The 19,049-nt window shown below is 62.8% G+C and carries 17 protein-coding genes; 15 read left to right on the forward strand and 2 right to left on the reverse strand.

Annotation, left to right across the window (positions count from 1 at the left end):
* The first annotated feature begins 14 nt into the window (after positions 1-14).
* From JQ604_RS03480 to JQ604_RS03495, 4 genes are all read left to right on the forward strand, one after another.
* Entirely contained in the window at positions 15-1,742 is a 1,728-nt protein-coding gene (locus tag JQ604_RS03480; protein WP_433996221.1) for an IlvD/Edd family dehydratase, read from the forward strand.
* Between the two features lie 17 nt (positions 1,743-1,759).
* Entirely contained in the window at positions 1,760-2,689 is a 930-nt protein-coding gene (locus tag JQ604_RS03485) for a dihydrodipicolinate synthase family protein (RefSeq protein ID WP_212353026.1), read from the forward strand.
* A gap of 18 nt (positions 2,690-2,707) precedes the next feature.
* Positions 2,708-4,147, forward strand: coding sequence for an aldehyde dehydrogenase family protein (locus tag JQ604_RS03490; protein ID WP_212353029.1), 1,440 nt, complete (start codon positions 2,708-2,710; stop codon positions 4,145-4,147).
* A 610-nt stretch (positions 4,148-4,757) separates the two neighbouring features.
* Positions 4,758-6,089: an MFS transporter gene (locus tag JQ604_RS03495; protein ID WP_212353032.1), complete on the forward strand. Its 1,332-nt coding sequence runs from the start codon at positions 4,758-4,760 to the stop codon at positions 6,087-6,089.
* A gap of 69 nt (positions 6,090-6,158) precedes the next feature.
* On the opposite strand, the gene JQ604_RS03500 is transcribed toward JQ604_RS03495, so the two are convergent.
* Complete coding sequence (locus JQ604_RS03500) at positions 6,159-7,163, reverse strand: LysR family transcriptional regulator (protein ID WP_212353035.1); 1,005 nt, start codon at positions 7,161-7,163, stop codon at positions 6,159-6,161.
* On the opposite strand from JQ604_RS03500, the gene JQ604_RS03505 reads away from it, so the two are divergent.
* From JQ604_RS03505 to JQ604_RS03540, 8 genes are all read left to right on the forward strand, one after another.
* A complete protein-coding gene (locus JQ604_RS03505; RefSeq protein ID WP_212353038.1) occupies positions 7,163-8,632 on the forward strand; it encodes an MFS transporter in 1,470 nt (489 codons plus the stop codon). The genes JQ604_RS03500 and JQ604_RS03505 overlap by 1 nt on opposite strands.
* Positions 8,633-8,752: 120 nt before the next feature.
* Positions 8,753-9,727 (forward strand): tripartite tricarboxylate transporter substrate binding protein, encoded by a 975-nt coding sequence (locus tag JQ604_RS03510; protein ID WP_212353041.1) that lies wholly within the window; start codon positions 8,753-8,755, stop codon positions 9,725-9,727.
* Positions 9,728-9,750: 23 nt separating this feature from the next.
* Entirely contained in the window at positions 9,751-10,275 is a 525-nt protein-coding gene (locus tag JQ604_RS03515; RefSeq protein WP_212353057.1) for a GlcG/HbpS family heme-binding protein, read from the forward strand.
* On the forward strand, positions 10,272-11,114 hold the full coding sequence (gene mhpD / locus JQ604_RS03520; RefSeq protein WP_283817950.1) for a 2-keto-4-pentenoate hydratase: 843 nt from the start codon (positions 10,272-10,274) through the stop codon (positions 11,112-11,114). Before JQ604_RS03515 ends, mhpD begins: the two co-directional genes overlap by 4 nt.
* The gene (locus tag JQ604_RS03525) at positions 11,111-11,878 is read left to right on the forward strand and encodes a 2-keto-4-pentenoate hydratase (protein ID WP_212353060.1); all 768 of its coding nucleotides are present in this window, start codon (positions 11,111-11,113) and stop codon (positions 11,876-11,878) included. The genes mhpD and JQ604_RS03525 overlap by 4 nt, the downstream gene beginning before the upstream one ends.
* 44 nt (positions 11,879-11,922) lie before the next feature.
* Positions 11,923-12,882 carry an acetaldehyde dehydrogenase (acetylating) gene (locus JQ604_RS03530; RefSeq protein ID WP_212353063.1) on the forward strand — a complete coding sequence of 320 codons (960 nt, stop codon included), beginning with the start codon at positions 11,923-11,925 and terminating at the stop codon, positions 12,880-12,882.
* A gap of 29 nt (positions 12,883-12,911) precedes the next feature.
* Positions 12,912-13,949 (forward strand): 4-hydroxy-2-oxovalerate aldolase, encoded by a 1,038-nt coding sequence (dmpG, locus tag JQ604_RS03535; protein WP_212353066.1) that lies wholly within the window; start codon positions 12,912-12,914, stop codon positions 13,947-13,949.
* 65 nt (positions 13,950-14,014) lie between these two features.
* Positions 14,015-15,067, forward strand: coding sequence for an alpha/beta fold hydrolase (locus JQ604_RS03540; protein WP_212353069.1), 1,053 nt, complete (start codon positions 14,015-14,017; stop codon positions 15,065-15,067).
* Between the two features lie 30 nt (positions 15,068-15,097).
* Here the strand turns inward: JQ604_RS03540 and JQ604_RS03545 are convergent, their stop codons facing one another.
* Positions 15,098-15,739 carry a FadR/GntR family transcriptional regulator gene (locus JQ604_RS03545; protein ID WP_212353072.1) on the reverse strand — a complete coding sequence of 214 codons (642 nt, stop codon included), beginning with the start codon at positions 15,737-15,739 and terminating at the stop codon, positions 15,098-15,100.
* Between the two features lie 153 nt (positions 15,740-15,892).
* On the opposite strand from JQ604_RS03545, the gene JQ604_RS03550 reads away from it, so the two are divergent.
* From JQ604_RS03550 to JQ604_RS03560, 3 genes are read left to right on the forward strand one after another with little or no spacing between them, the layout of a single operon-like run.
* Positions 15,893-16,921, forward strand: a complete 1,029-nt coding sequence (locus JQ604_RS03550; RefSeq protein ID WP_212353075.1) for an alpha/beta hydrolase — start codon at positions 15,893-15,895, stop codon at positions 16,919-16,921.
* A 55-nt stretch (positions 16,922-16,976) separates the two neighbouring features.
* Positions 16,977-18,503 carry an amidohydrolase family protein gene (locus tag JQ604_RS03555; protein WP_212353078.1) on the forward strand — a complete coding sequence of 509 codons (1,527 nt, stop codon included), beginning with the start codon at positions 16,977-16,979 and terminating at the stop codon, positions 18,501-18,503.
* 34 nt (positions 18,504-18,537) lie between these two features.
* Positions 18,538-18,927, forward strand: a complete 390-nt coding sequence (locus JQ604_RS03560; protein ID WP_212353081.1) for a hypothetical protein — start codon at positions 18,538-18,540, stop codon at positions 18,925-18,927.
* The last annotated feature ends 122 nt before the right edge of the window (positions 18,928-19,049 follow it).

Consider the following 19,049-nt stretch of genomic DNA (forward strand, 5'->3'; position numbering starts at 1 on the left):
CGCTGGAGACGATGATGACCTCGAAAACCACCCGCCGCAGCCAGGCCTGGTTCGGCCGGCAAGACAAGATGGGCTTCTACTATCGCTCGTTCCTGAAGAACAGCGGTGCGCCGCAGGATCAGTTCGACGGCCGCCCGGTGATCGGCATCTGCAACACCTGGTCCGAGCTCAATCCCTGCAACGCGCATTTCCGGACCATCGCGGAGCATGTCCGCCTCGGCGTACTCGATGCTGGCGGCTTTCCGCTCGAGTTTCCCGTCTCCTCGCTCGGCGAAGTGACGATGCGGCCGACCGCGATGCTGTTCCGCAACCTCGCCTCAATGGATGTGGAAGAGGGCATCCGCGCGCATCCACTGGACGGTGTGGTGCTGCTGATGGGCTGTGACAAGACCACGCCGGCACTGCTGATGGGGGCGGCCAGCGCCGACCTGCCGACCATCGGCGTGTCGGGTGGCCCGCAACTGCGCGGCATGTACCAGGGCCGCGCCATCGGCTCCGGCACCAACATCATCTCCATGAGCGAGCAGTTGCGCGCCGGCGAGATCACGCTCGAGGAGTTTCATGAGGCCGAGAGCGCGATGAACCGCTCCAGCGGCCACTGCATGACCATGGGCACCGCCTCCAGCATGGCCTCGATGGTGGAGGCGCTCGGTGTCGGCCTGCCGGGCAATGCCGCGATCCCCGCGGTCGACGCACGCCGCAACAACCTCGCGCGTATGGCAGGGCGGCGCATCGTCAGCATGGTCGAGGAAGACCTGGTGCTGTCGAAGATCCTGATGCGGCCGGCGTTCGAGAACGCCATCCGCACGCTGGCTGCGATCGGCGGGTCGACCAATGCGGTGGTGCATCTGCTCGCCATCGCGGGCCGCATCGGCGTCGAACTCACGCTGGACGATTTCGACCACCTCGGACGTGACGTGCATTGCCTCGTCGATTTGATGCCGTCGGGACGCTTCCTGATGGAAGACTTCTACTACGCCGGCGGCTTGCCGGCGGTGCTGCGCGCGCTCGGCGAGAAGGGGATCCTGCACAAGGACGCGCCGACGGTGAACGGGACGACGATCTGGGACAATGTGAAGGACGCGCCCTGCTGGAACCGCGAGGTGATCACTCCGTTCGAGGCGCCGTTCAAGCCCGATGCCGGCATCGCCATCCTGCGCGGCAACCTCGCGCCCGACGGTGCCGTGATCAAGCCGTCGGCGGCGTCGCCCGAGCTGATGAAGCACACCGGTCGCGCCGTTGTGTTTGAATCGATCGAGGACCTGCACCACCGGATCGACGATGACGATCTCGACATCGATGCGAGCTGTATCATGGTGCTCAAGCATTGCGGACCGAAGGGTTATCCCGGCATGGCAGAGGTCGGCAACATGCCGCTGCCGCGCAAGCTGCTGCGCCAGGGCGTACGCGACATGGTCCGGATCTCCGATGCGCGCATGTCCGGCACCGCCTACGGCACGGTGGTGCTGCATGTCGCGCCGGAGGCCTCTGCTGGCGGCCCGCTGGCGCTGGTTGAGAACGGCGATCTGATCATGCTCGACGTTGTCGCGCGGCAGCTGCATCTGCACGTCGACGAGGCGACGTTGCGCGCCCGCCGTGCGGCCTGGACGCCGCCGGCGCCCCATGCCGATCGCGGTTATGCAAAACTCTACATCGATCATGTGCTGCAGGCCGACCGTGGCGCCGACCTGGACTTCCTGGTCGGCAAATCCGGCTCGCCGGTACCGCGCGACAATCACTAGTTCTTCGGAAACGCCCCATGATAACCACAACACAACGACCCTATCGCGGTGTCTTTCCGGTCGCGCCAACCATCTTTGACGAGCGCGGCAATCTGGATCTCGATGGTCAGCGTCGCTGCATCGACTTCATGATCGACGCCGGCTCAAACGGCATCTGCATCCTGGCGAATTTCTCCGAGCAGTTCCTGCTGACCGACGCCGAGCGCGACAGCGTGATGCATGCGGTGCTCGAGCACGTCGCCGGCCGGGTGCCGGTCATCGTCACGACGACGCATTTCAGCTCGGTGGTGTGCGCCTCGCGCAGTCGGCAAGCCGAGGAGGCCGGCGCCGCCATGGTGATGGTGATGCCGCCCTATCATGGCGCCACGTTCCGTGTGCCTGAGGCCAGCATCTACGAGTTCTATCGAACGGTCTCGGATGCGATCCGGATTCCCATCATGATCCAGGATGCGCCGGTCGCAGGTACGCCGCTGTCGGTCGACCTGCTGGCGCGGATGGCGAAGGAACTCGCCAATGTCAGCTACTTCAAGATCGAGGTGCCGATGGCCGCCGCCAAGCTCCGCAGCCTGATCGCCGCGGGCGGCAGCGTCGTCGAGGGACCATGGGACGGTGAAGAGGCGATCACGCTGATGGCCGATCTCGATGCCGGGGCGACCGGCGCCATGACCGGCGGTGGCTATCCCGATGGCATCCGCCAGATCGTCGATCCCTATCTCGCCGGCCGCCGCGAGGAGGCCACGGCGGCGTATGCGCGCTGGCTGCCGCTGATCAATTACGAGAACCGCCAGAGCGGGCTGAACGCGTGCAAGGTGTTGATGCAGGAGGGCGGCGTGATCCGTTCGGAAGCGGTGCGCCATCCGCTGCAGCCTCTGCACCCGGCCACCCGCGCCGGCCTCATTGAAATCGCCCGCCAGCTCGATCCCCTCGTGCTGCGTTGGGGCCATTGATCCCGCAAGGAACCGGACATGTCTGAACTGCACAAGAACTTCATCGGCGACGAATGGGTCGGCGGCAGCAAGGTCACGCGCAACATCAACCCTTCTGATACCAACGATGTGGTCGGCGAATACGCCCAGGCCGATGCGGCGCAGGCGGCGCACGCCATCGCTGCGGCCAAGGCCGCCGCGCCCGGCTGGTCGCGCTCCACGCCGCAGGAACGTCATGACGCCCTGAAGAAGATTTCCGACGAGATCATGGCGCGCAAGGAGGAACTCGGCGAGCTGCTGGCGCGCGAGGAGGGCAAGACGCGGCCTGAAGGCATCGGCGAGGTCGCCCGCGCCGGCCAGATCTTCGATTTCTTCGCCGGCGAGGCGCTGCGGCTGGTCGGCGAGAAGGTGCCGAGTGTGCGGCCCGGTATCGACGTCGAGATGACCCGTGAGGCCGTCGGCGTCGTCGGCATCATCTCGCCGTGGAATTTCCCGATCGCAATCCCCGCCTGGAAGATCGCGCCGGCGCTGTGCTACGGCAATGCCGTCGTGTTCAAGCCGGCCGATCTGGTGCCGGGCTCCGCGCATGCGCTCGCCGAGATCATCGCGCGCTCGGGATTGCCGAAGGGCGTGTTCAACCTGGTGATGGGCCGCGGCTCCGTGGTCGGCGAGGCGTTCCTCGCCAGCCGCGACGTCGACGCGATCACGTTCACCGGCTCGGTCTCGACCGGCCGCAAGGTGGCGAGCGCCTGTGTGGCGCGGATGGCCAAGTTCCAGCTCGAGATGGGCGGCAAGAATCCGCTGGTGGTGCTCGACGACGCCGACCTCAAGATCGCTGTCGAATGCGCAGTCAATGGCGCCTTCTTCTCCACCGGCCAGCGCTGCACTGCTTCGTCGCGGCTGATCGTCACGCAAGGCATCCACGATCGCTTCGTCGATGCCATGGTCGAGCGCATGAAGAGCCTCGTGGTCGACGATGCCTGCAAGGCTGGTACCCATATCGGGCCGGTGGTCGATCAGAACCAACTCGACCAGGACCTCTCCTACATCAACATCGGGCGTGACGAGGGCGCCAAGCTCGTGCAGGGCGGTGAACTGGTCAGTCGCGAGACGCCGGGCTTCTATCTCACGCCGGTGCTGTTCACCGAAGCTCACAACAACATGCGCATCTCGCGCGAAGAGATCTTCGGACCGGTCGCGTCGGTGATCCGGGTCAAGGACTACGAGGAGGCGCTGGCGGCCGCAAACGACACCGAGTTCGGTCTCGCTTCGGGCATCTGCACCACCAGCCTGAAATACGCCACCCACTACAAGCGCAATGCAGAGGCTGGCATGGTGATGGTCAACCTGCCGACGGCGGGCGTCGACTATCACGTGCCGTTCGGCGGCCGCAAGGGATCGAGCTACGGTCCGCGCGAGCAGGGCCGGTATGCGGCCGAGTTCTACACGACGGTGAAGACGGCCTACACGGCACCGTAGAGCATCGAGACCATTCGAGAATGCTGCTCGATGCTGCCACCACCGAATGCGCCGCGATGCCGGGAGGCAAAACCCCATTTCCGGCGTAGCTCAAATGGCAGGTTTGGCCTGGCCGGCGCATGCCGCGTTGCCCACGTTGTCGGGGATCCCAGGAGCCATATTCCAGGCTGGATGAGAGCAACTGAAAGCCTCGAGCCATGAATTTGTCGTCTGCCGGATAACCGCGGGTTATTCACCCGGATGATGATGGTCCATTCAACTTTCAATTGGACTGGGAAAGCGGTCTTGCGCACTTATGACGCCGGGACCGTTGGCGCATGCGGCGCGGTCTCGCAGTAGCTCCTTGGGGCCGTCATATGAAGCTCGCTTTGCTGAGGTTTTCCGTCAAAACCTGCGTCGAAAATCCGTCGACATATCCCGCCTGACGCGCAGCTCGACCTGGCGCGGCGAGATCCGTGATCATCGGTCCGGCGCTGACGATGCGATCTGGCCGCCTCGAAGGTCCGCGGCGTGACTAGATCGTCCAGTCGCCACATCGATGACAGGCAAACGAGTGCCGCATTTGACGGCAAGCAGATCGTAATTTTGTAGCGCCAATGGGGATGGAACAATGACGGTGGAGGCGGGACGCGAACCAATCGCCCTTGAGCACGGGCGTGATGCGCTTCAGGCTACCCTGGAGAAAGCAAAGTGGCGGATCGTCCCGTTCCTGTTTCTGTGCTTTGTGGTCAATTATGTTGACCGGTCGAATGTGGGGTTGGCGAAGCTTCATTTTCAGAACGAGTTGGGATTCAGCGATGCCGTTTATGGCCTTGGCGTCTCGTTCTTCTTCGTTGGCTTCCTGCTTTTCGAGGTCCCCAGCAATCTTCTGCTCGCCCGGATCGGCGCCCGCAAGACGCTCTCTCGCATCATGGTTCTTTGGGGCCTTGCGTCGATAGCGCTGATGATCGTCAAGACGCCATTTGAATTCTATCTGGCGAGATTCCTTGTCGGCGTCTTTGAAGCAGGCTTCGTGCCGGGCGTCCTCTACTATTTGTCTCAGTGGTTTCCCAGCACTCAGCGCGCGCGCATTACGTCCATGTTCATGGTCGCGCTGCCCATTTCAGGCATCATGAGCAATCCCTTGTCTGGTTGGCTGATGAGCAGCATGAACGGCTTTCATGGTCTCGCCGGCTGGCAATGGCTGTTTCTTGTCGAGGGCTTGCCTTCGGTGATCCTCGGTAGCTTTGCCTTCCTCTATCTGTCCGACACGCCCGAGACTTCGAGCTGGCTTGACGATAAGGAGAAGCGTGACTTGGCCGGCGTGATGGAGCGGGACCGGAATTCAATCCCGAGAACCGATCACAGCTTCGTTCAGAGCCTGCGGGACGTCCGCATCTATGGATTTGCGTTCTGCGTGTTCACGCAGTTCTGCGTGGTTATCGTCTTCGCGTACTGGGGACCCACCATCCTGAGGGGATCGGGTGTCAAAGACGTTACCCAACTCGGTCTCCTGAACACCATCCCGTTCCTCGTCAGCATGGCTCTCATGCTGCTCGCCGGTTGGCATTCTGATCGCAAGATGGAGCGGCCCCGACATGCAGCTTGTGGGCAGGCGCTAACCGTGGCGGGTTTGATATTGTTACCGGTGAGTTACGGCAGTCCCACGCTGACCATTGCATGCCTTGCTGCGCTCGCGTCAGGTCACTACGTGTTTTGGTCCGTCTTCTGGACGATCCCGCCAACGTACCTGTCGCGGTCGGCCGCTCCGGGGGGCATTGCGCTCATCAACAGCTTGGGCGCAACCGGTGGGTTCTTTGCTTCCAACTTTCTGGGCTGGATCGAGACATCGACGGGAACGCTGACCTTGGGTTTCTACTCGATTGCCGTGCTGGCTGCGCTAGGCGCGCTCACCCTTTTGCTCGTAGCTCCGAAACTTGAGGGACGGCGGGTTGGCCGCTAACGAATTCGAGCTTGGATAGGTTTGCCGGCATATCGCAATGCCCATCATGCGCACGATATGCTGGATGACCTATCTTTTCTGACCAGCAGGTTTTGCACCGTGATGCTCCCGTGCAGGCGGTTTGGTCCTGGGTTCGTTCGCCTTGCGGGAAGGAGGCGTCGAAGGCGGCGGCACAGCCAGACTGGCCGGCACTTTCGCGGACTCGCGCAACATATCGACGAACGCCTCGGCGGCAGGGGAGAGAGAGCGGCCGTCCCGGGTGATGACGGCGACGGAACGCAGAATTTGAGGGTTTTGGAGCGGCCGGACGCCAATAGATGGATCGGTCAGCACTTCAACGCATTCGGGCAGGATGGCTACGCCCAAGCCGACCCGAACCAGAGCCAGTGCAGTCCCTGCATAGGCGACCTCGTAGGCCGGCGCCAACGAGTGGCCGGCTTGAGAAAAGCCATCCTCGGTCAAATCGCGGAAGATGCTGTCGCGGTTGAGCGAGATCACCGGCAGGCCGATGAGGTCGCGCCAGTTGAGTTGCGCCAACTCACCGATCGGATGGCCCCGCGGATAGACGGCCACCAGCGGCTCCTGGAACAGCGGCTTCCATTGCAGCCCAGGCTCCCACTCGCGGAAACTGCCTACGCCGAGATCGGCTCCGCCGCTTCGGACTTGCATCAAGACCTGTTCAGGCAAGGAATCTTTCAGGTGCACCGCGATGGTCGGAAAGCGGGTCTTGAATTCGGCGATTACCTCGACGAGGAAAGTGGTCGCGAGAATGTAAGGGGCGGCAATTACGACCTTGCCGCGTTGCTTTGCGCCCAGGTCCGCCACATTGGCGAGCGTCGCATCGAGATCGTCCAGCAGCCGTTCGGCGCTGCTCATCAGCTCCAGTCCGGCCGCGGTCAACTCGACCTTCCGGGTGGAGCGCTCGATCAGCTGGACCTGCAGGTTTTCCTCGAGCTGACGGATGAGCAGACTTAGCGCGGATTGGGTCAGGTGCAGACGCTCTGCCGCTTTCGTGAAGCTCTTCAGCTGAGTCACGAAGACGAAGGCACGCAGCTGGCGCACGGTCACATTCATTGGGAAAGTTCATAAATCCAGCAGATAAACTCGTTTGCACTATAGGTTCGCTCTGCGCCACACACAACGCCGATGCCTTCGGAAGATCGGCCGCCATTCTCAGGTCTTCCCGTCGCACACAACAGAACGAAACGGTCGGGGAGAGTGACGTGGTTGCGCGGGCAAGCGAAGCTGAGTGCATTCCGGATTACACAGCGCAGGTGGAGGATGTCGCCTTCGCCAAGGTGGCCTGGAGGCTGCTTCCGATACTTGTCGTTGCGTTCACCTTGAATTTCCTCGACCGCACCAACGTCGGTGTGGCGGCACTGACGATGAACGAAGACGTCGGATTGAGCGCCTCGCAATTCGGCCTCGGCTCCGGGCTGTTCTTCCTGGGCTATTGCCTGTTCGACGTGCCCAGCAATTTGCTGCTGTATCGTTTCGGCGCTCGGATCTGGCTCTCACGCATCATGTTGACGTGGGGTATTGTGTCCGCCGCAACCATCTTCGTCACCGGGCCGTACAGCTTCTATCTTGTTCGTTTTCTGCTTGGCATTGCCGAGGCAGGATTTTTCCCTGGGGTGGCGTTCTATCTCTCCGCCTGGTTTCCCAAGGCCAGCCGCGCGAAGATCCTGACCTGGTTCCTGGTCGCCATTCCTGCCTCATCGCTGATCGGCAGTCCGTTGTCGGGCTTGCTGCTGGAAATGGACGGCGTCGCCGGGCTGGCCGGCTGGAAATGGCTGCTCGTCATCGAGGCATTGCCGACAATCGTGGTCGGTCTGCTTCTCCTGAAGGCGCTGGCGGACGGACCGGAGAAAGCCAAGTGGCTGACCGGCGCGGAACGATTGGCAATCGTGAGGCGCTTGGACAACGAGCGATCCGAGCAGGCACATCATTCTCTTCACAGGCTGATGCCGGCTCTCAGAGATATCAGGGTGCTCTTGCTTGCCGGGGTTTTCCTCGCGCTTTCGATCGGCTCGTTCGGTGTTCAGATCTGGCTACCCCTGATCATCAAGCATGAGCAGCAGCATTTCTCCAACCTGATGATCGGCTTCATCAGCGCGATTCCGTTCCTGTTCGCTACCGCCGCGATGGTGATCTGGGCCGTCATCGGCAGCCGCCGCGGCAGCATGGCGGGCAATGTGATCATCACTTGCGTGTTGGCTTCGATCGGATTCGCGGGCGCGCTGATCCCGGGTTCGTTCCTGCTCTCCATGACCGGAATCACGATCGCCCTGATCGGGATGAACGCCTCCCGTGGTTTCTTCTGGGCGATCCCGTCGCAGTTCTTGACCGGCGTCGCAGCCGCCGGCGGCATCGCCTTCATCAACATGGTTGGCGTTGCGGGCGGCTTCATCGGACCGTGGCTGATGGGATCGCTGAAAGATCTCACCGGCTCCTTCGAGGTCGGCCTGGCGGGGCTGGGTGGCTCTCTGCTGATCGCGGCGATGCTGGTCGTCGTGCTGAAACGGCGATTGCAGAGCGACTAGCCGAGGGTGCAATCGTTGATGAGTTTACCCAATCATTCGATTGGAATTACTCGTTTGTATCAAGGTTCGCGGGCGCTTCTAATGAGCACAAAGGCGCAGCAGCCGGCACGAGGAAACGACATGGACCGACGTCAGTGTTTTGCGGCGATGCTGCTTGCAGCGACTGCCGCCATCGCGCCCGCAGCCTGGGCGCAGGACAGCTACCCCTCGCGCCTGGTCAAGGTGGTCGTCGGCTTTCCGGCCGGAAGTGCCACCGATGTTGCAGCCCGTGCCGTCGCCGAAGCGCTGGCCCGCCGGCTCGGCCAGCCCTTCATCATCGACAACCGGCCCGGCGCAGCAAGCAACATCGCGGCCAAGGCCGTTGCGACGTCTGCTCCCGACGGCCACACGCTGTTCGTGGGAACGGTCGCGAACACCATCAATGCGGCATTCCCCAACACCGGTTTCCCCGACCCGGCGAAGGATTTTGTCGCGGTCACCCTGATCGGCAGCATGCCGAACGTGCTGGTGGTGAACCCCTCGCTCGGCGTTGCATCGGTCGACCAGCTGGTTCGTGCGGCGAAAGCGAAGCCGGGTCAGATCACGTTCGCCTCCTCGGGCCACGGCACGTCGCCCCATTTGTCGGGTGAGCTGTTCTCCTCCATGGCCGGCATCAAGATGCTGCACGTGCCGTACCGCGGCAGCACCCCGGCCGTGACGGACCTGCTCGGCGGTCAGGTGCAGGTGATGTTCTCGCCGGTCTCCAGCGTGTTGCCGCATGTTCGTGCGGGGACTTTGAAGGCGCTGGCGACGACGGGCGCGAAGCGGACCGCACTCGCACCCGATTTGCCGACCTTGCAAGAGCTGGGCTTCAAGGACTTCGAAAGCTCGGTGTGGTTCGGTTTCCTCCTGCCCGCGGGAGCGCCGTCTGGCGTGGTCGCGAAGCTCCAGGCCGCTACGCATGCTGCGCTCGGCCAACCGGATGTCCAGAACTTTTTCGGCACCCAGGGGATCGAGGTCATCACGTCCACGCCCGACGAGTTCGCTCAATACATCCGCAGCGAAACGGACAAATGGCGCAACGTCATCCAGACCGCTGGCATCACCCGCGAATAACCGTTCAACGAAGGAGATTTCATATGGCCACGCTGCGAGCCGCGGAGTGCCGCGAGTTCATCCAGGCCGTCACCGAAAAGGCAGCCGAAATGGGCGTTCCGATCTCGGTCGCGATCGTTGGGCCCGAGGGGCACCTGATTGCCCTGGAGCGCATGGACGACGCCGGCTTCATCACACCCGACACGGCGCGCGCCAAGGCGTTCACCGTCGCCGCCTTCCGATCGATGAGTCCGCGCTTCTCCGACGGGGTTGTCATCCAGCAGTGGTTCAAGGAACGCAACCCTCAGATGCTGATGAACGCTGCGGTATTTACCAATGGCCAGGTCGTCGCCTCAGGCGGCTGTGCGCCGGTTTTCAAGGGCTCCAAGATGGTCGGTGCCTACGGCATTAGTGGTGCCACTGGCGACCAGGACGAAGAGATCGGTCAGTACGCGCGCGCGAAGGTGGGTTGGGCCCACAAGCCCGAACACGACACCACTCCCGAGAGCGTCAAGCGGCATGTCAACGAGATCTACGCCAAGGTGGGTCTCGGCGACCGTTCCCTTTGACCATCGCGAAAGACAACGCCATGTCCACATCTTCCATCGATATAGCCGGCGCAGCGCGCTCCCTGCGCGACGCTGCGCGCACGGGAATTGCCATTGCTCCGCTGCGCGAGACATTCCCACAGATAACGGCGGCCGACGCCTATGCGGTTCAGCGCATGAACACCGAGCATCGCGTGAGCGAGCAGGGGGCGCGCATCGTCGGCTGCAAGATCGGGCTGACGGCGAGAGCGGTGCAGGCGCAGCTTGGCGTCGATCAGCCCGACTTCGGAATGCTGTTTGACGATATGGGGTTCGGTGACGCAGAGCCGGTGTCGATGCGAGGACTGCAGCAGCCCAGGATCGAGGCGGAGGTCGCGTTCGTTCTTGGGCGTGACCTGGACATGGAGAAGCCGGGCCACGCAGACGTTATCCAGGCCATCGATCATTTGCTGCCTGCCCTCGAGATCGTCGGCAGCCGCATCGCAAACTGGAACATCCGCTTTGTCGACACGGTGGCGGACAACGCCTCTTCCAGCGCTTACGTGCTTGGGAGCATGCCGAAGAGGTTGTCTGACGTTGATCTCCGGCTGTGTGGCATGGTGATGACGCGGCGCGGCGAGCCCGTGTCCGTCGGCGCCGGCGCGGCGTGCATGGGCAACCCGCTCAATGCAGTGGTCTGGCTTGCCCGCACGATGGCTGCTCTGGGGCAACCGCTTCGCGCCGGTCACCTGGTGCTTTCCGGCGCGCTGGGACCCATGGTCGCCGTCAGCGCAGGCGACGTCTTCGAAACGCACATCAATGGTTTGGGCTGCGTTAAAGCTGTGTTTGAGGCTGATCTGGCGGGAAGGCAACTCACATGATCCGGGTGGACGAATTGGCCGAGCGGCTGGACAGTGCCGCGCGCGACTCTCGTGAGGTCGCGCAGATCGACCCCGAAGGAAAGATGTCGCTGGAGGATGCTTACGCGATCCAGCGTACGTCCATCCAACGGCGCGTGTCCCGCGGCGCGCGACGCGCCGGCGTGAAGATGGGATTCACGAGCCGTGCCAAGATGGTCCAGATGGGCATTGGCGACGTCATCTGGGGCCGTCTGACCGACGATATGCAGATCGAGGAAGGCATGGCAACCTCGTTCGCCCGCTTCGTGCATCCGCGCGCAGAGCCGGAAATCGCGTTCGTGCTGAAGAAGCCGCTGGCGGGCCATGTCACTGCCGCTGAAGCGCTCGCCAGCGTAGAAGCGGTCGCGCCTGCGCTCGAGGTCATCGATTCCCGTTATCAGGACTTCAAGTTCACGCTGCCCGACGTGATCGCCGACAACGCATCATCCAGCGGTTTCGTTGTTGGGCCGTGGTGCAACCCGCGCGACGACTTCAGCAATCTCGGCCTCACCATGAGCATCGACGGCCGTGTCGTCCAGGTGGGATCGACGGCGGCGATCCTTGGTCATCCGCTTCGCTCGCTGGTCGCCGCTGCACGCCTGTCTGAGGCTGCCGGCGAGCCGCTACAGGCGGGCTGGGTGGTGATGGCCGGCGGCGCGACGCCGGCGGAGTGGCTGCAACCGGGCCAGTATATCTCCATCGAGATGGAGAGGCTGGGCAGCGCCGGCTTCCATATGCAGGCGTGAGCGACGCCCGTCACAAGATCGCAAGTCATGGACATGAGCAGCATATGAACGACAAAGTCAAAGCCGCGATCATCGGGTCCGGCAACATCGGCACCGATCTGATGATCAAGCTGATGCGGCACGCCAAACATCTCGAAATGGGTGCGATGGTAGGCGTGGATCCCCAGTCGGACGGTCTCGCGCGTGCCAGGCGCCTCAACGTTCCGACCACCGCCGACGGTATCGACGGACTACTCAAGTTGAACGCGTTCGAGGACATCGATGTCGTCTTTGACGCCACTTCGGCGGGCGCTCACCGACATCACAATGAGGTGCTGCAGCGTCTGGGCGCCCAGGTGATCGACCTCACCCCCGCGGCCATCGGCCCTTACGTGATTCCGGCGATCAACCTGGAGGCCGAGAACGCCTCCAACATGAACATGGTGACCTGCGGCGGACAGGCCACGATCCCGATCGTCGCCGCCGTGTCGCGCGTTGCAAAAGTTCATTACGCGGAGATCGTGGCGTCGATTTCGAGCAAGTCGGCCGGGCCGGGCACGCGCGCCAATATCGATGAGTTCACCGAAACGACGCGCGCGGCGATCGAAAAACTCGGCGGTGCCGAACGCGGCAAAGCCGTCATCGTGCTGAACCCCGCTGAACCGCCGCTCATGATGCGCAACACGGTGTTCGTGCTCTCCGAACTCGCGGAGCCGGCCGCGATCGAGGCCAGCATCGTCGAGATGGTCGCGCGCGTGCAGACCTATGTGCCGGGCTATCGGCTCAAGCAGCAGGTGCAGTTCGATATCATCCCGCCGGCTGAGCCGTTCAACGTGCCGAAGCTTGGGCCTCGGCATGGGTTGAAGATTTCCGTATTCCTCGAGGTCGAGGGTGCGGCACACTACCTGCCTTCCTACGCCGGCAACCTGGACATCATGACTTCGGCGGCCCTGGCCTGCGGCGACATGATGGCGCGCCGGCGCATTGAGGCGGGCATTGCACGCGGGTTGAAGCAAACGGCGTGAGTCCGGGCGAACCATCGAGGAGTATCGGCATGAGCAAGAAGCTCTATATCTCGGACGTGACGCTGCGCGACGGCAGCCACGCGATCGGCCATCAGTACAGCATCGCGCAGGTGAAGGCGATCTCCGCAGCGCTGGATGCCGCCGGTGTCGACAGCATCGAGGTGGCGCACGGCGACGGCCTCGAAGGGTCCAGCTTCAATTACGGTTTTGGAGCGCACACTGACGTTGAGTGGATCTCGGCCGTCGCTGAAACCGTCAAGAAGGCAAAGGTTGCCACGCTGCTCCTGCCCGGCATCGGAACCACCCACGATCTGAGCCGGGCCTATGACGCCGGCGCGCGCGTTGTGCGCGTAGCGACGCACTGCACCGAAGCAGACGTGTCACGTCAGCATCTGGAATATGCGCGCGAGTTGGGCATGGACCCGGTGGGCTTTCTGATGATGAGCCACATGACGACGCCGCAGAAGCTCGCAGAGCAGGCCAGGCTGATGGAGAGCTATGGCGCGACTTGCGTCTATGTCGTCGACTCGGGCGGAGCACTCAATCCGAACGACGTGCGGGACCGCTTTCGGGCATTCAAGGAGGTGCTGAAGCCCGAAACACAGACGGGCATCCACGCTCATCACAACCTCAGCCTGGGCGTCGCCAATTCGATCGCTGCTGTGGAGGAAGGGGCTGACCGCGTCGACGCCAGCCTGGCCGGCATGGGCGCCGGAGCGGGGAACGCGCCACTAGAAGTGTTCATCGCCGCGGCCGAGCGCATGGGCTGGAATCACGGCACGGACCTGTATGCCCTGATGGATGCGGCAGACGACCTTGTGCGGCCCCTGCAGGACCGGCCGGTGCGCGTCGACCGTGAGACGCTGTCGCTCGGATACGCCGGCGTGTACTCGAGCTTCCTGCGTCACGCGGAAACCGCAGCACGCAAGTACGGACTGAACACGGTCGACATCCTGGTCGAGCTAGGCAAACGCAAAATGGTCGGCGGTCAGGAGGACATGATCGTCGATGTGGCACTGGATCTGCTGAAGTCCGTCCAACATGAACGCACGCAGCAGAGCCTCTGATTCATGGGGCGGCCTGAGCGTCCTGTATTGAAGCTGGCGAATCAAACACCCCGGAGGAAACCAAGATGCACCTGTTGTCGCGCGCGCTAGTCTATCTTGGCGTCCTCGTCGCAGTTTGCGCTACGGCCGAGACCGCGTCGGCCGCATCTCTTGGCGGGCCGCTGAACCTGGCCGACGAAGGCATGTTCTTCGTCAACGGAACGGCTGTGCCCTCTTCGCATCCGGGCGCCTCCCCGGCGGGGCCTTCGAAGCCCGGCATGGTGACGGTCAACCAGATGTACGTGCACTATCGGATCCCGGCCCAACTCGCCAGCCCGACGCCGATCGTGCTCGTGCATGGCGGCGGGCTGACCGGCATGAGCTACGAGACCACTCCGGATGGCCGCGAGGGCTGGGCGACCTACCTGGCACGCAAAGGCTACGCGGTTTACGTCGTGGATACACCCGGCCGCGGTCGCTCGGGGTTCAACGCAACGGCGATCAACCAGGCAAAGGCCGAGTCCAGCGTCGCTCCACTGCCGAACAACGTGCTCATGGTGACAAGCGAGCTTGCGTGGCCGCTCTTTCGCTTCGGGCCGGCATACGGCACGGCGTATCCGGACACCCAGTTCCCGATCGAGGCGTTCGGCGCCTTCGGCTCGCAAGGTGTTCCGTTCGGAGAAGCGACGCTCGAAGGAGGTACGATGGCAACCGCCCCTCAAGCTCTTGCAGCGCTCCTCGACAAGATCGGTCCGGCCGTGGTTGTCGTTCATTCTCTCGCCGGCCCCTTTGCGGATGCGCTCGTCGCGATGCGACCGCGTCTGGTCAAGGCCGTCGTCAACATCGAAGGTGCACAGGCCATCGTCCCCACCGAGACCCAGATCGAGGCCTACCGAGGCATTCCGGTCCTCGAGCTGTTCGGCGATCACCTGGACTCTCCTGTGTTCACCGGCCGCCCTCGCTACGAAGGCCGCAAGGCCGTCGTGGAGCGCATCAACAAGCAGCAGGAAGGCAGGGCCACGCTCGTCCGGCTTCCCGACGTGGGTATCAAGGGCAATTCCCACATGATGATGCAGGACAAAAACAATCTTCAGGTAGCGGATTTTGTGCTCGGCTGGATCGCGAGCAACGCCGAGTGATGTCTGGAATCGGCCCCGTGGCCCGTGGGATCATGTGAAAAATCCCATCACGCGATCATATGAGTTGCGCAGATGAGCTCGCATGGCTTCTGCAGCAGCCTCCGGGTCACGACGCTCGATGGCGTCGATGATGGCATCGTGCTGAGCGAAGGAAAAATAGTCGCCGGGCGGCCCCGGCAATCGGACGCCGAGCTTGTCGACGACCGACGCGCGCACACTGTCGACGATGCGCTGTAGAACGGAGATCAGCCTGTTTCCGGAAGCGCGTGCGATGAGTTCGTGTAACTGCGCGTTTCTCGCCCTGTAGTCGGCCCAACCATCCGAAGCGCGGATGTCCTGTGCCACGGATCTCATTTCCTCGATCTGCTCCTGACTTGCGTTGATGGCGGCCAGGCGTGCTGCTTCGGGCTCAACGGCAAGGCGAGCTTCCATCGCATCGCGCGGACTCGTCACGCGTCTCAGCGCGGAGACGTCCGGCATCGCGTCGGCAAGCTGCGGCCTGACGAAGGTGCCGCTTCCTACCTTGCGTATCAGCCTGCCCTCGAGCTCGAGCCGGGCGAGAACTTTTCTCACCTCGTTACGGCTTACCGCCCAATCCTTGGCGAGTTGGCGTTCAGCCGGAAGCCGACCTCCTGGGGCGCTCGCCAGATATTGCTCAAGTTGGTCGATCATCTGCGCTCCTTCGCAACCAATTACGACCATTCATCACATCAGTGTCAATTGACAGTCAGGATAGGTTCGATACCAATTCCAACCATAAGCGACGTATATGCGCCAAAGATAGCAAATTGGTCAACCAATTGCGATGGGAGCGTCGGAGGAAGAATGACCGAGTTCGATCGAGCGCTCCGGCGGAGAACAATCATCAAATCGGTGACCACGACTTTCGTTGTCGGAGCGCTGGCCAATACGCTGTCGGCCGCACGGTCGTCCGCGGATGATGCCGCTGCGGCAGCGATCTGGAGCAGCGAATATTGGGCGAGGAAGGGCGACATTCCTCTCTGGATGTTCCGAAAGCGACTGGGGGCGCCGAAAGCAGGCGAAGCACCGCGTCCGGTCCTCTTCTTCGTGCATGGGTCGTCGGTGAGTTCGCGGGCCTTCGATCTGACTGTCCCGGGTAGGGGCGAGTACTCGGTCATGAACGAATTCGCCCGATATGGTTTCGACTGCTGGACCATGGACCACGAGAACTACGGCAAGTCAGGACGGACGTCCGGAAACTCCGACATCGCGAGCGGGGTTGAAGATCTCAAGGCCGCAATGGATGTCGTGTCCCGCGAAACCGGGCTTATGAAGTGCCATGTCCTCGGAGAGTCCTCGGGCGCATTGAGGGCGGGAGCCTATGCGATGGTCGCGCCCGAGCGCGTCGATCGTCTGGTCCTGACCGCCTTTACCTACAAGGGGGTGGGGGCACCGACATTGGTCGAACGCGCCAAACGCCTCGACTATCTGCGTTCGCACAATCTGCGCAAGCGCGATCGGGACGAGATCTTTTCGATCGCCACGAGAGACAAGCCCGGCACCAGCGATCCTGCTGTGATCGAAGCGCTCGCCGACGTCGAGCTGCAATTCGGGGATCAGATTCCGACGGGTACCTACCTGGATATGGTCACCAAATTGCCGGTGGTGCAGCCCGAGAAGGTGCTGGCGCCCGTGCTGCTGGTGCGCGGCGAGTACGATGGCATTTCCTCACTCGCCGATCTCCAGGATTTCTTCGGCCGGCTGCCGAACGGCGATCGCCAGATTGCGATCGTTCCCGGTGCCGCCCATTCGGTGACATTGGCGATCAACCGGACGGCATTCTGGCACATCGCGCGCGCATTCCTGACCATGCCGACACCGCATGCGACCTAGCCGAGCTGCAGGTCGCGTCCCCTCCGTTCTGCGTTCAATTTGTGAAGGACAACACATGAGCAGCAATCTGACCCCGGAAGAACTCGCCGCGTTGATGCCTTCAGAACTCTGCCAGTACCCAACGCCGATCCCGACCCAGATCGTCTCCAGCGACGAATTCTATCCCGACCCGCAGAACGAACGGCAGCGCGAGGTCGAGGCGCGGCTGCTCGCAATGGCCGACGATCTCGGCGGCAAGCAGGGGCTGGACCGCCGCCGCTTCTTCCAGACCGCGGCCGGCATGGCGGCCTCGTTTGTGGCGATGAACCAGGTCTATGGCCCGCTGTTCGACGTGACGCCGGCGGAAGCCGCGACGCCCGCGATGGCGCAGGAGCGCGCCAATGGATTGAAAGACCAGTTCATCATGGACATGCACACGCATTTCCTGCGCGACGACACCCGCATCATGGGCTTCGTGGAGATGCGTAAAGCCGTGGGCAAGGCCGGCTGGAACAAGCAGCTCTCCGACCACGAGCAGACCATCGAGGACCTCAAGTTCAACAACTACAAGAAGGAGATGTTTCTCGACTCCGACACCAAGATCGCGCTGATCTCGTCGGCCCCGTCAGATATCGAGCAGGACTGGTTCCTGACCAATGAGCAGATGGCCGACGCACGCAAGAAAGTGAACGATGAAGCGGGCTCCCGACGCTTGTTCTGTCATGCCATCTTCACGCCCGGCCAGCCCGGCTGGCTCGACAAGCTCGATGCGGCGCTGGCGCTGAAGCCCGAGTCCTGCAAGGGCTACACGATCGGCGACAACACGCACAAGGAGATCAGCCGCTACCCCTGGCGCATGGACGACGAGAAAGTTGCCTACAAGGGCTATGAGAAGATGGTGAAGGCGGGCATCAAGAATGTCTGCGTCCACAAGGGCCTGTTTCCGCCGGGGATCGAGAAGCAGTATCCGAATTTGCGCGGCTTCGCCGACGTCTCCGATGTCGGCCAGGCGGCAAAGGACTGGCCGCAGCTCAACTTCGTGATCTATCACTCGGCCTATCGTCATGTCGGCGGCGATCCAAAGGTCGCGCTCGCCGAGTTCGAGCGCACCGGCCGCATCGCCTGGACCTCTGACCTCGCCGACATCCCGGCGCAATATGGCGTCAGCAACGTCTATGGCGACGTCGGGCAATTGTTCGCCACCACGCTGGTGGCAGAGCCCAATGTCTGCGCGGCGCTGATGGGCACGTTGATCAAGGGCCTCGGCGTCGATCACATCTGCTGGGGCACCGACGCGCTGTGGACCGGCGCACCGCAATGGCAGATCGAGGGATTGCGGCGGCTGGAGATCCCCGAAGCGATGCAGAAGAAGTTCGGCTACGCGCCGCTCGGCGCTGCCGATGGCCCGGTGAAGACCGCGATCTTCGGCGACAACAATGCCCGGCTGTACAACATCCAGCCCAAGCGCGCAATGCTGGAACTGAAGGGCGACCGTTTTGCGGCGATGAAGGCGGAGTACGAGAGAAACGGGCCGGAGCCGTCGAACATGCGTTACGGCTATGTGGTGCCGGGCAAGCCGATCGATCATGCGGTGTTCGCTTAGCGATTGTGCTGCGCCGGTCGGGTATGGGCAGCTCATGGTCCGCGCGACGCTGGCCGCCGGGACGCCGAGCACGCCCGACTCGGTGTCCATTACCGATCACGAGGCCGCGGCAGCTCTTCGTCTCATCGCAGGGCCCGGCGCGAAGGCCGAAGCCTTGCCGTGGAAGCATGCGCGGCTTGCGCTGATCTCGCTCTCGGACCTCTCGAACCCGATGCTTGGCCTGCTCGAGTCGGGAGCGCGCTTGAACGTCGTGCCTCTGACCAGTGCGACGGTCATGCTTGGGACCACGGTCGTGGCGATCGCGCTGCTCAAGAGCTTCGCCGAAAGCTTCAAAAAAGGTCACGGTGGCGTCGCGTGCGGTGACGATCGCGTTACCGCCGTCGGCGCAGCAGGCTATGGCGCAGCGAGGAAGAACAGCAATTGAAGGACCAGGGTCGATGCCGATAGGTGCCGCCGCCATCCGATGATCCGCAATGTCGGGGATCGTCGCGCAAGCTGCGATCACCGGCTTGTGGTTCGACTGGCGTCGCCATTGCGGCAATATGT

The organism is Bradyrhizobium jicamae, assembly GCF_018130695.1.
Taxonomy (GTDB): domain Bacteria; phylum Pseudomonadota; class Alphaproteobacteria; order Rhizobiales; family Xanthobacteraceae; genus Bradyrhizobium; species Bradyrhizobium jicamae_B.